The 11044-nt window shown below is 37.0% G+C and carries 11 protein-coding genes and 1 pseudogene; 7 read left to right on the top strand and 5 right to left on the bottom strand.

Annotated elements, in window-relative coordinates; genetic code table 11:
* Positions 1 to 153: 153 nt before the first annotated feature.
* Entirely contained in the window at positions 154 to 1434 is a 1281-nt protein-coding gene (locus tag VP97_RS14350) for an alkaline phosphatase (protein WP_050182603.1), read from the bottom strand.
* Between the two features lie 299 nt (positions 1435 to 1733).
* Here VP97_RS14350 and VP97_RS14345 point away from each other — a divergent pair, with 299 nt between their 5' ends.
* On the top strand, positions 1734 to 2675 hold the full coding sequence (locus VP97_RS14345) for a cupredoxin domain-containing protein (protein WP_050182602.1): 942 nt from the start codon (positions 1734 to 1736) through the stop codon (positions 2673 to 2675).
* A 214-nt stretch (positions 2676 to 2889) separates the two neighbouring features.
* Here VP97_RS14345 and VP97_RS14340 read toward each other — a convergent pair whose 3' ends face one another.
* Both VP97_RS14340 and VP97_RS14335 read right to left on the bottom strand, forming a co-directional pair.
* Positions 2890 to 3318 (bottom strand): DUF2269 domain-containing protein, encoded by a 429-nt coding sequence (locus tag VP97_RS14340; RefSeq protein WP_245629900.1) that lies wholly within the window; start codon positions 3316 to 3318, stop codon positions 2890 to 2892.
* Positions 3315 to 3554 carry a hypothetical protein gene (locus VP97_RS14335; protein ID WP_050182601.1) on the bottom strand — a complete coding sequence of 80 codons (240 nt, stop codon included), beginning with the start codon at positions 3552 to 3554 and terminating at the stop codon, positions 3315 to 3317. The genes VP97_RS14340 and VP97_RS14335 overlap by 4 nt, the downstream gene beginning before the upstream one ends.
* Positions 3555 to 3784: 230 nt before the next feature.
* Here VP97_RS14335 and VP97_RS14330 point away from each other — a divergent pair, with 230 nt between their 5' ends.
* Together VP97_RS14330 and VP97_RS14325 are read left to right on the top strand one after the other, a co-directional pair.
* Positions 3785 to 4510, top strand: coding sequence for an urease accessory protein UreH domain-containing protein (locus tag VP97_RS14330; RefSeq protein ID WP_050182600.1), 726 nt, complete (start codon positions 3785 to 3787; stop codon positions 4508 to 4510).
* An 11-nt stretch (positions 4511 to 4521) separates the two neighbouring features.
* Positions 4522 to 5400, top strand: a complete 879-nt coding sequence (locus tag VP97_RS14325; RefSeq protein ID WP_082220365.1) for a C39 family peptidase — start codon at positions 4522 to 4524, stop codon at positions 5398 to 5400.
* A 94-nt stretch (positions 5401 to 5494) separates the two neighbouring features.
* On the opposite strand, the gene asnB is transcribed toward VP97_RS14325, so the two are convergent.
* A complete protein-coding gene (gene asnB, locus VP97_RS14320; RefSeq protein WP_050182598.1) occupies positions 5495 to 7393 on the bottom strand; it encodes an asparagine synthase (glutamine-hydrolyzing) in 1899 nt (632 codons plus the stop codon).
* 288 nt (positions 7394 to 7681) lie between these two features.
* On the opposite strand from asnB, the gene lgt reads away from it, so the two are divergent.
* From lgt to VP97_RS14305, 3 genes are all read left to right on the top strand, one after another.
* Positions 7682 to 8509, top strand: coding sequence for a prolipoprotein diacylglyceryl transferase (gene lgt / locus VP97_RS14315; protein WP_050182597.1), 828 nt, complete (start codon positions 7682 to 7684; stop codon positions 8507 to 8509).
* Entirely contained in the window at positions 8490 to 9431 is a 942-nt protein-coding gene (locus tag VP97_RS14310; protein ID WP_050182596.1) for a F510_1955 family glycosylhydrolase, read from the top strand. Before lgt ends, VP97_RS14310 begins: the two co-directional genes overlap by 20 nt.
* 196 nt (positions 9432 to 9627) lie before the next feature.
* The gene (locus tag VP97_RS14305) at positions 9628 to 10017 is read left to right on the top strand and encodes a hypothetical protein (protein WP_050182595.1); all 390 of its coding nucleotides are present in this window, start codon (positions 9628 to 9630) and stop codon (positions 10015 to 10017) included.
* 131 nt (positions 10018 to 10148) lie between these two features.
* On the opposite strand, the gene tnpA is transcribed toward VP97_RS14305, so the two are convergent.
* The gene (gene tnpA, locus VP97_RS14300; protein ID WP_050182594.1) at positions 10149 to 10550 is read right to left on the bottom strand and encodes an IS200/IS605 family transposase; all 402 of its coding nucleotides are present in this window, start codon (positions 10548 to 10550) and stop codon (positions 10149 to 10151) included.
* Between the two features lie 89 nt (positions 10551 to 10639).
* Here tnpA and VP97_RS14295 point away from each other — a divergent pair.
* A pseudogene (locus tag VP97_RS14295) lies at positions 10640 to 11044 on the top strand (RNA-guided endonuclease TnpB family protein); the annotation flags it as partial.

Below are 11044 nucleotides of genomic sequence, written 5' to 3'. Positions count from 1 at the left end.
TGATAGCCTGTCGTGAAATTCTCTAATGACTGATTTCAACATAAGAAAGGGATAAGAAAGGTCGGTTTACTTATCTCTTCTTGCGCTAGTCATATCTATTTTCAAAGAAAAAAGTTGAGGAAGGTCAATTCCTCAACTTTTTTATGTCATTTCTTATTTGTTTGAGTCTGTATCTTTTTTTGTCAGATTCATAGCTTTGATCATAGCATCATGAAGATAAGTATTCTCATAAACGCCTGCTAAGAGCTCTGCACCAGGTCCCATTGCAGTAAGAGGTGTCGGTGTAGAAGTATGGTTAGTTGTAGTCCAATCCATCACAAATTGTTCATTAGAATTAGCAATGTTAAACGGTCCATCTTCTTTAGAGATCGCATCACCAGATTCATCCTTGTTACCTGCATCCTCAATGGTAAGGCCTCCCGTTTCGTGGTCGCCGGCAACTATAACAAGAGTATCAGGGTGTTTTTTTGCATATTCTTTTGCAACAGCAACAGCATTATCTAACTCTTTTCCTGCCTTAAGAGTAAGTTCGCCATTATTATTATGAGGCATTTCGTCAATCGCTTCTTCTTCAACCACTAAAAAGAAGCCGTTTTTGTCCTCAGATAAGGTGTCAATTGCTTTTTGAGTCATATCTGCTAAGGAGACTGGAGGGTTATAGAGATCACCTTGTCCCTCCGGCTTTTGCTGAAACATCTCTTCATTAGCAAATAAACCTAACAGTTTTTCCCCTTTTGCACTCTTCATTTCCTCTACATTTGTCACGTACGTGTAACCTGAATTTTTAGCTTGCTCAACTAGGTTTCCATTTGTCCCTTTGCTAGCTTCGCTCGTATCCTCAGTTGGGTTATCAGGGTGTGAACCAGGATTTCCTGCCGGGAACCAATAATCTTCTCCACCGCCGAGAATCACATCAATCTTACTATTTTCAATATATTGTTTAGCAATATCACTCTGTGCGTTTCGATTAACAACATGCGCGCCAAAAGCAGCTGGAGTAGCGTCAGTCACTTGAGCAGTAGTTACCAGCCCAGTTGCCTTTCCTGCATCCTTTGCCACTTCTAATGAAGACTTAACTGGCTTTCCATTTGTATCGACACCAATTGTACCATTATTCGTTTTTACTCCTGTAGCGAATGCTGTACCTGCAGCAGCAGAATCTGTAACAAGGGCATTTGCGGAACTTGTATTAACCATCCCTACATGAGGCATATCATCCATAGCAAGCTGACCATATTTTCCAACGGTAGCAAGGCGAATTGCTTCACGCTGGGCAGCCCCCATGCCATCACCGTTAATAAAAATAACGTTTTTAGCTTTTCTATTGTTTGATTCACTATCAGCTTTTACATCTAAGTTAGATGTAGTACCGAAAGTAAATGCTGCCATTGCTGCGACAGACAAAGCAGCGATTCCTGCTGAACGTTTTTTCATAGTTGCAACCTCACTTCAATTTTTAATTTAACTATTAATATATTTATATAACTTATATATAAAGTGTAATTAAAGTGAGGGTTAAATATATGTAAAGGTACTGTAAAAACGATCTTAATAAAATAAATAAATCCATTATTTTATTTTAATGGAAAAAATGTCATGAAATAACGTTCTTGCTAGGGTACTAGAGAAAAGAGGACTGAAAAGTATGCATTTCTGCAATGTTTTTAAGAACTGACTATACAAGGGGTTGTACACATATAATGTAGAAAATTCACCTTTAAAGGAGGCCTAAGATGTCTTTATCCTCGGTAATTTTAACAGGAAATGTCTTGGTTTTTTATTTTCTTACTTTTGTTTATATTGTAAAGCATAAAAAAGAAATACCACCTATGGTTGGCATGATGACAGCTATGACGCTGGGAATGTTGATTGGGCTGCTTGGAGGCACTATTTTAGGCGCATATTTTCAAGGGGACCTCTTTTGGTCAACGGTTACCGGCGGCGGTCTTGGCTTTTTAGCAGGAATGATTATAGGAAGCCCATTAAACCTTCTTACGGCTTTAGAAGGCATGTTATCTGGGTTAATGGGTGGAATGATGGGTGCTATGTTAGGCGTAATGGTTTCAGGTACTTATATCGAGACCACAATTATAATCTTATTTTTATTAGAGTTCTTGTTTAATTTGATCGTTCTTTATCTCTTAATAGGCGAGAGAGCAGCAGAGAAGGAAGCATTGTGGAAAAAAGGGTTTAAAAATCCTATTCTAATGAGTATAACAATGGGTGTGTTCTTTTACTTTTTTAATATGAGTGGCCCAGTCAGTTTTTCCAGTACTTTAAACGAAACAGCCTCACATGAAAATCATAAAACAGAAGAAAAAACGGAAGAAAAAACTGACCAAAGAGAAACGGTTATCAACACGATAGAAATTAATGCAGATGATTTCACATACTCTCCACTTGAGATAAACGTAAAAAAAGACCAAGCCGTGACCATACGCTTTGATAATATAGGACAAGTTGAACATGATCTTCAACTCGACGGATTGAATGCGGAACTAATAGAAGCGGGAAGCCACCATTCAGGAGAAGAAGAAGGTGTTCACATACACGCTCAACCTGGTGAGCAATCATCTATTATCTTTAAGCCGTTAGAAAATGGCACGTTTGAATTTTACTGTACAATACCTGGACATAAAGAGTCGGGGATGGTAGGCAGCCTAAAGGTTCTTTAAAGAATGTATTTAAATCAAATATGCATAATTAAGCCGCATTTTACTAATAAATGCGGCTTCTTATTTCTTACTTACTGGAGAAAATATGAGAAACTTTTCACTCTGTTATTTAAGTACTTCATTTATCGTTGTGCCAGTTTATTACGTTGCTGGCGTTGTTTACGAAGCCCGTACCGGGTCATGCCGCGTGGTTTGTATATCGACAGTATCGTTATTACAAGAAAACCAGAAGTCCGCCTCCCGCATGAATAAGTTCACCCTGCATACCGGCCAGCTCGATACTTCCTGATTCTGCTGATATGTTTGCCAAGTCACTCACTGTCCCCATATTTAAAAGCAAAATAATAGTAGCAAAGATAGCTAGGAAGAATTTGAAAAGCACCCAATAGTGCTGAAACAATCCCCACGGGGTGCCCATTGACATTATAAGTCCAGTTAGCAGCGAAGCAAGAGCTAAGGGAACAATGGCAAACCAGCCAATCGACTCCATCGCTATCCAGATAGCAACCACTGTTTGAGCGTCTTCAGTGATTAGGGCAGTGATAACCAGAGCAAGGAAGCTAATGACCGCACCAAGCCAACCGACTGAGAAAATGACATGTAAAGTAAGTGCGAATTTTCGGAGGCCAGGGGTCATAATCATGTCTGTGGTACCTTATATACTTCAGGAACTGTTTGGCTTACATTCTCAAAACTCAGGTAACGACCCGGACCATGTTCACCTTTTCCAAAGAGCATCATGATAATGGCCAATAAAACTAGGATAACAATTAGGCCGCCAAAAACTTTCACCCAGCGTGGTGTACCTGTAGTCAATTCCGAATCGGTTTTCTCTAAATTGTTCTTTTTCATTAAATCCTTTTTTGATGAGTTACTCATTAGCTTATTCCGCCTCTTTGTCTCAATAACCCCTTAACTGAAGGCCTTTTAAAGGCTCCTCAATATTTCAACTATACAAAAGAAGTTTTTAATCTACTATTGTTATTTTAATTTTAACTTAGATAATTGGATATTTTCTGTTTTCCATAATTTCTACATATTTTCGCTTTAGAATAGGAATGATATCCGTTCTGTAAAAAGATAAAGATACGAGTGAGGGACAAGAGAAAATGTATACTTTACTTAATACCTTTAGCAACTATTTGACACAGCCTTTTTTAAACTGGTTCCATCAGATGGAAAATGCTACGATTCTGGGTGCCCTTATTTTAGGGTTTGTTGGGGCTCTAGTGCCTTGTCAACTAACGGCTAATGGAAGTGCCCTCATGATTTATGGAAATAAGTCTCTTCAGAAAGGTGTGTCATGGCCGCATATCTTTTTATTTCTATTAGGGAAAGTAGTCATCTTCAGTGGATTGGGTTTTGTAGTCTGGTTAGTCGGCAGCCAAATTGAACAGATTTTAACGCTGTTTTTCCCTTGGTTTAGAAAAATGATTGGACCAGTCTTGATCTTAGCAGGAATTTTTTTAACAGGGCTCATTAAAGTCAGAGGAAGCGTAGCTTTTTGGGAAATTCCTTCGCGATTATTTAAGGGGAAAATGGGGTCATTTTTAATGGGGGTTAGTTTTTCATTAGGTTTTTGCCCAACCATGTTTGTTTTGTTCTTTGTTACACTAATGCCGCTGACCGTATCGGTTCCCTATGGATTTATTCTTCCAGGTATTTTTGCGGTAGGAACCACTCTTCCTCTTTTAGTCATTATCTTTGTTATTTGGTTCTTGGAAGTAGATAAAACAATCATAGCAAAAAGCAAAAAAATAGGAAGTGTTATACAAAAAATTACAGGTGTTACTCTTATCTTGATTGGAATTATGGACACCGTAGTGTATTTATAGGAGTTATCATCATGGGAGTTATTCTTCTTTTTAGTACAGGCATCTTAACAATTATATTTGGTTTGTCTTACCTGAAAAGTAAATCTGTACTTACTGCCAAATTTCTCTTTATTTACTCATTGTTTTCTTTAATTTTATTTTTGATCATTTTCTTTTACAATTTTAATCTGTATAAAGAAGAAATTGCACAAGCTATTTCTAACATTAAGAGTGAAGAAAACAAAGAAAAAATTAAGGAGGAACAAGCAGGAATAGTAGTACCTGAACAGACAGCAAGAGAAATAGAAGTAAGCAAAAAACTATTGGATGCTCCTTTAATTAGCCAGCTGCCGGAACTGCCTCGAGGCTGTGAGGTAACAAGCCTTGCAATGTTTCTGGGAGATGCGGGTGTTAGAGTGGATAAAATGGAGTTAGCGAAAGAAGTCAGAAAAGACCCGACCCCTATGACCTATCAAAATGGAAAAATACATTTTGGTAACCCTAATATTGGATTTGTAGGGGACATGTATACATTTAAAAATCCAGGATATGGTGTTTACAATAAACCGATTTTCCATTTGGCAGAACGGTATCTCCCGGGAAAGATCGTCAATATGACTGGAGAAAGTTTTGACAGTGTTCTTAATAAAATTAAGGCAGATAAGACTGTCTGGATTATTTCAAATGTTACCTTTGATGTGCTAGAAGACTCTCAATTTGAAACATGGGATACACCTGAAGGACCTATTAGAATGACCTATAAAGAGCATTCTGTTTTAGTGACAGGTTTCGATGAGAAATACATTTATTTTAACGATCCACTAACAAATATCAAAAACAGCAAAGCTGATAAGAAAAAATTTATTGCAGCATGGGAACAAATGGGGAAACAAGCTATTAGTTTAAAATAAGTATGGTTGGTTTATAACATCAGATATTTTGGGGATCTAACTATAAAGCAAAAGGTGATCAATGCTAGCATTGATCACCTTTTTGTATAAAATTTTATTTCTGTAAAACTGTTTCTTTTTCTTGAAGATTTGAAGAAAAGTCGTATTCTTTTTCAATATAAATCTTGTACCACAGCATAAAGATGATAACAGTCCACAGTTTTCGGCTGTTGTCTTTTTTGTTAGCACAATGATCGGCAAGCAGTGAGAGTACCGCTTCTTTATTGATTAGGTGATCTACATTGCTGGTTTTAATAAGATCAACAGTCCAGTCATAAATTTCATCTTTAAGCCACAAACGAATAGGAACTGGAAATCCAAGCTTCTTTCTTTGTAATATATGTTCAGGCACAATACCTTCAGCAGCTTTTCTTAAAATATATTTCGTTGTTTTGTTCGCTAGCTTAAGCTCTGTTGGAATTTTTGCAGCCACTTCAAATACTTTCCGATCTAGGAAAGGAACTCGCAGCTCTAAGGAATTTGCCATGGTCATTTTGTCAGCTTTTAACAAGATATCTCCACGTAACCATGTATGAATATCAATATGCTGCATTTTTAAAGCTTTGTCGTAATTTACAGCTTCTTTATAAAAAGGTGATGTTACATCTCTATAACGCAAATGCGGATTCACTTTTCGAAGAATACTTCTTTTTTCAGACTCTTCAAAAATTTTAGCGTTCCCTATATACCGTTCTTCGAGCGGAGTACATCCCCTTTCAATTAAACTTTTCCCTTTTACACCTTCTGGTACAATTTTAACCAAGTTCTTAAGAACCTTTTTAATCGGATCAGGAATAGTGTCAAATCCTTGAAGGTCGATTGACTCCCGGTAAATATTATAACCACCGAATAATTCATCGGCTCCCTCACCTGATAAAACAACCTTTACTTGTTTTTTTGCTTCTCGGGCAACAAAATACAAAGGAACAGCTGCAGGGTCGGCCAATGGGTCATCCATATGCCAAATAATTTTGGGCAATTCTTCAATAAATTCTTTCGGACTAATAGTATAATCAATATTCTCTAAATCTAATGCTGCTGCTGTTTCTTTGGCAACATCAACTTCACTGTATCCTTGACTCTCAAAACCGACAGAAAATGTTTTGATTTTTGGATTAATTTGTTTAGCTAGTGAAACAATAAAGCTTGAATCGATTCCGCCTGAAAGGAAGGAGCCGACTGGTACATCACTTCTCATATGAATATTTACTGAGTCCAATAAAACATCTTGTATTTCTTTCGCCATTTTGGCTTCATCTGTCTGTACAGGTTTAAATGTTGGCTGCCAGTAACGCTGAATTTTCATTGGCTGACCTGATATTTTGATAAATGAATGCCCAGGCTGAAGTTTTTTAATGTCTTGCGTCATTGTAGACGGTTCCGGTACATATTGAAAAGTTAAATAATGTTGGAGGGACTCAGGCTTAATTTCTGCTTCATTAACAGCCAAGGCAATGCTCTTTCTTTCGGAAGCAAAAAAAGTTTTGTCTTTTTGTTCCGTGTAATAAAAAGGCTTGATACCAAACGGATCACGGGCACCAAATAATCTCTTTGTCTGCTTGTCCCATATTAAAAATGCAAACATTCCTCTTAATTCATTCACCATTTTTTCATTTCGTGCACTGTAAAGAGCAATTAATACTTCTGTATCCGAATGAGTGTTAAAATGGTATCCCTCTGATTCTAATTGACTTCTAAGTTCTAGATAGTTATAAATTTCGCCGTTAAATACAATCCAATAACGCTCATTTTCATAAGATAAAGGCTGATGGCCAGCCTCTAGATCAATAATACTTAACCTTCTGAATCCAAGCTGTACATGTTGATCAGAATAATAACCAGAATCATCAGGACCTCTATGGATGATCATATTATTCATATCTTCAATTTTATTTTGAGTTCTCAAAGAATCATTGTGTTCTAAATCGGAAAATATCCCTACAAACCCACACATTTTTTTCACTCCACCTCTGGTAGTTGATACTGTCGAAGCATTCATTCTAGCAGGAGATTTTGTAGAAAGTGTGCAGTTTTAAAAAAAGATAAGCCTAAAAATAAATAATAAAAAGATAACTGCTACTATAAATTTATGATGAAAATCAAGGTGGATAATTAGAAGATCACGAAATATAAAGAACTCATTTTATCTCCACCATTTTTTTTGACGGCTTCTCCTTAGAAAATCCACATTTAATACTTATAATGATACAAAACAGATGGTGTTAGGAGGCGTATATGGAACATGGAAACAGTTGAGGTGTTGGACCGGGTTGCTTTTCAAATTGGATCTATAACGGTTTATTGGTATGGAATCATTATCATGACTGGCATTTTACTTGGTTTATGGCTGGCTACCAGAGAATCTGTCAAGCAAGGACTCCCAAAGGATACATTTAGCGATTTACTTTTTATTGCTTTACCTACAGCACTTATTACAGCAAGACTTTATTATGTGATGTTTGAGTGGGAATACTATTCACAGAATCCCGAACAAATTGTCGCCATATGGGAAGGCGGTATTGCTATACACGGAGCACTGTTAGGATCGGTGATCGCTGCTTATCTCTTTGCAAAGAAAAGAAAGATTCCGTTTTTAAAATTAGCGGATATTGCAGCACCCAGTCTTATTCTAGGACAAGCAATTGGAAGATGGGGAAATTTTATGAACCAGGAAGCTCATGGGAGAGAAGTCTCTCGAACCTTTTTGGAGCAATTATATTTACCCGACGTTATTATTAATCAGATGTATATTGATGGACAATACTATCATCCAACATTTTTATATGAATCGGTATGGAGTATAATTATTTTTGGAGTGTTGATGTATTTAAGAAGAAAAAGTCTCATCCAAGGTGAAATTTTCTTTACGTATCTTGTCCTTTACTCCATCGGCCGGTTTTTTATTGAAGGAATGAGGACGGATAGTTTGATGCTATTTGATATTTTAAGAGTTGCCCAGATGGTATCAATTGGATTAATTGGGCTAGGAATTGGTATGATTGTTTACAGAAGAAATAAATTTAAAGCAGCAAGAATAGAAGGGGATCAATATGGCAAAAAAGTCAAATAAATCGAAAAAAAGTCCAATGATTATGATTGGCATTCTCTCGGCTATCATAGCAGCGAGTGTAGCAGGTATATTCTATCTAAATAGAAGCACAGGTGAGGCGGTCAGTTTTGATCATATTCATGGAATGGGCTACACAGGTGATGGAAACAGCTTAGTGATACCGGCTCATGATGGGTTGAGAATATACGAAAAAGGCTCTTGGAGAAATTCTGAAAATGAGCCAAACGATTATATGGGTTTTTCTATGACGAATGACGGCTTTTTTAGCAGCGGCCATCCTGCCCAGGGCAGTGATTTGAAAAACCCCTTTGGTGTAGTGAAAAGTGATAATTTCGGTTCTAAAATCGAGCCACTGGCTCTGTATGGAGAAATCGATTTTCATGGGATGGCTGCAGGCTATAATTCAAAAGCCATTTATATCATGAACCCGCAGCCTAACTCCGTTATGGAGTCGGCGGGTCTTTATTTTTCTACGGATGAGGCGAAAAGTTGGAATAGTAGCAACGCGGAAAATGTTACAGGATCTGCATCGGCCATAGCAGTTCACCCCGAGAATGAAAAAATGCTTGCGCTCGGCACAGATAAAGGTGCTTTTCTGTCTACTGACAATGGGAATATCTTTAATCAGGCTTCTAAAGAGCCTGTCTCTGCACTTACTTACACGTTCAACGAAAAGATACTGGTAGGTTCTATGGGTGAAAAAGCAAAATTAACTATTTTAGATTTGAAATCTCTTGAACCAAAAGAATTACCTATTCCATCTTCAAATGAAGGAGAATTTATTTCCTTTATTGCTGTAAATCCTAAAGACAATAATGTTATTACGTATTCAACCAGTGAAAATAATATTTATCAAAGTAATAACGGGGGAGACACCTGGGATGCAATCGCAGACAACGGAAATGGTATAAAAAGTGAGTAAACATTATAAAGGGTAATAATTATCGGTGCAGCAGAGCTTGTGTCAACAGTACACGGACTGTGGACAGGATTTTAGAAAGGAATATAGATGTTATATGAAGTGCATGATGTATAACCTTTTGTAGGCTCTACTGGCATAAAAGCATGATTAACACCAATTATGCTCCTCCAAAATAAAGTATAGAGAGGTGATAAATGTGTGTTTTTCTAATAATGTATTTGAGCAACAAGCTTTAGAAATGGCTGAACAAATTCAAAAGAAATCTATTTACAAATTCGTAGGAGCAAATTTTTTAGGCAGTAGAAGGTTAGAATTTCATGAACAAAGTTCAAATGTAAATGATTATAAAGATACTTTGGGTAATGGTACAGCCTTAATTACTGAAGTCATTTTAGAAGACAGTGATGGAAACCAGTATAGTATTGAACCGAACCCCAATGGATTAAGATTTGCAAAAGGTGAAATCACCTATAAAGAGTATGAAAATTTAGAAATAAATGGAAACAAACAGGGTTTAAGGCTAGTCTTTATAACAACCAGTATTTATTTATTAATAGGTGGGACATTCATTTGGTATTTGTATTGAATGATTGCGTCTTACAGATGAATATGAGAAAAACACGCCCAGTTATTGAGTGCGTGTTTTTTTGAACAAAAAATTAGCGCCGCATTCCCCTTCAAAATCTCCGATTTAGTGGGCGTTAGGCGCTAAGGTCTTCACTCTCCCTGGTCTTCTATATATTTTTTTGTCATATCGATTGTTGCTCCACCTGTCGTTAAAATCATATAGCTACGGCTCCAAAAATAAGGTTTCCAATAAAACGGAGAGAGTTCCTCAGAGAACTCCTTTCTTATATACCGTGATGTGACGGTTTTATAGCTGTTAATGGTATTCGCTAAGTTAATCTGAGGAGGGGCATCAAACAGAATATGTATATGATCCTCTTCGCCGTTCATTTCAATTACCCGGCAGTTCCATTTTTCGAAGAGGCTGTCTGTAATCTCTCTTAGACGTTTCATGATGCTTTCAGAAATACATTTTTTTCGATATCTTGTAACCACAACTAAATGATACGTTAGTTTGTATCGGGCATGTCTATTCCTATTATATTCGATCATTCTAAACCTCCTTTCGTTTTACAACTGTTTTTATTTTTGTTACGATCAACATATCATAATAACCAAAAAATGGAAAGTAGGGTTTGAGAATGAAAGTTGCGAAGTCGTTACTGCACAAAATTACAAACCAGACCGAAATCTTCAATAATACGCTAGATATTTACAATGATGCCCTTTCCTTTATCATTCAGGTGATTGATAAAGAATTTGATGATACTGAACGCCTGACAACAAAGTCGATTGTGCCGGCAGTGGAAAAACTGATTCACGCAACCAAATCAAACCCTCTTCCGAAATACAAAGAGTTTAACGAGCGTTTTTACAAGTTTCCGTCCTACTTCCGCCGAAGTGCCATTGCTTCTGCTTTTGGCAAGGTAAAGAGCTTCCGCTCTAACTATCAAAACTGGCAAAAAGAGCAGAAATACGTTCTTTCCGAAGGAAAAAGATTTAAGAAACAGCCGCCCCGCCTGCAGGCGGAACATAAAGAATTCCCT

Source organism: Domibacillus robiginosus (genome assembly GCF_000966195.1).
Lineage (GTDB): Bacteria > Bacillota > Bacilli > Bacillales > Domibacillaceae > Domibacillus > Domibacillus robiginosus.
The sequence above is the reverse complement of the archived record's forward strand: the minus strand, read 5'-3'. Positions and strand labels throughout refer to the sequence as shown.

Coding starts and splice junctions, on each gene's coding strand:
- VP97_RS14350 (WP_050182603.1), bottom strand. CDS start 1,434: ATGAAAAAACGTTCAGCAGGAATCGCTGCTTTGTCTGTCGCAGCAATG.
- VP97_RS14345 (WP_050182602.1), top strand. CDS start 1,734: ATGTCTTTATCCTCGGTAATTTTAACAGGAAATGTCTTGGTTTTTTAT.
- VP97_RS14340 (WP_245629900.1), bottom strand. CDS start 3,318: ATGATTATGACCCCTGGCCTCCGAAAATTCGCACTTACTTTACATGTC.
- VP97_RS14335 (WP_050182601.1), bottom strand. CDS start 3,554: ATGAGTAACTCATCAAAAAAGGATTTAATGAAAAAGAACAATTTAGAG.
- VP97_RS14330 (WP_050182600.1), top strand. CDS start 3,785: ATGTATACTTTACTTAATACCTTTAGCAACTATTTGACACAGCCTTTT.
- VP97_RS14325 (WP_082220365.1), top strand. CDS start 4,522: ATGGGAGTTATTCTTCTTTTTAGTACAGGCATCTTAACAATTATATTT.
- asnB (WP_050182598.1), bottom strand. CDS start 7,393: ATGTGTGGGTTTGTAGGGATATTTTCCGATTTAGAACACAATGATTCT.
- lgt (WP_050182597.1), top strand. CDS start 7,682: ATGGAAACAGTTGAGGTGTTGGACCGGGTTGCTTTTCAAATTGGATCT.
- VP97_RS14310 (WP_050182596.1), top strand. CDS start 8,490: ATGGCAAAAAAGTCAAATAAATCGAAAAAAAGTCCAATGATTATGATT.
- tnpA (WP_050182594.1), bottom strand. CDS start 10,550: ATGATCGAATATAATAGGAATAGACATGCCCGATACAAACTAACGTAT.